The following is a 565-nucleotide window of genomic DNA, read 5'->3' as shown; positions in this document are numbered from 1 at the left end:
CCACCAGACGCGTGGTGGACGCTTCGTCGAGCGCGAGCAGGTGTTCGCCGTGGCCCGGCTGGGGATCGGCATTGCCCAGGGCGGTGGCGAGCCGCGTCGGTTCGTCCAGCTCCGCGAGCACGCCGCGCCACCAGGTTTCGCTCGCGCCTGCATCGCGGCGCGCGAGCCAGTCGATGTAGTCGCGGTAGCGGCCACCCGCCGCCATCGGTGCGCGCCCATCGTAGTGCCGCAGCACGTCGCCCATGAGCTGCGAGACGCTCCAGCCATCCATCAGCACGTGGTGGTGCGTCCAGATCAGGTGATGACGCCGTGCCGCCGTGCGCACCAGCGTTACGCGTTGCAGGGGCGGCCGGGCAAGGTCGAAGCCCTGTGCGAGGTCGTGTGCGGCGAATGCGTCGAGTGCTTCGGTGTGGTCATTACGATCGGACCAGTCGTGCAGCATGAAGGGCAGCGGTGCCTCGCGCGCGACCCACTGCAGCCAGCCCTCGCCCTGCTGCACGAAGCCCGTGCGCAGGATCGTGTGCTGCGCGGTCGCTGCTTCCCACGCTGCGCGAAACTTCACTAT

1 protein-coding gene is annotated in these 565 nt (G+C 69.4%); it reads right to left on the bottom strand.

What is annotated here, in order from left to right:
* Positions 1–565, bottom strand: a 565-nt coding sequence (locus tag U5775_RS38970; RefSeq protein WP_322063444.1) for a condensation domain-containing protein, incomplete at both ends; no start/stop codon positions are given.

This window comes from Paraburkholderia sp. J63 (assembly GCF_905220245.1).
GTDB lineage: Bacteria > Pseudomonadota > Gammaproteobacteria > Burkholderiales > Burkholderiaceae > Paraburkholderia.
The sequence above is the reverse complement of the archived record's forward strand: the minus strand, read 5'-3'. Positions and strand labels throughout refer to the sequence as shown.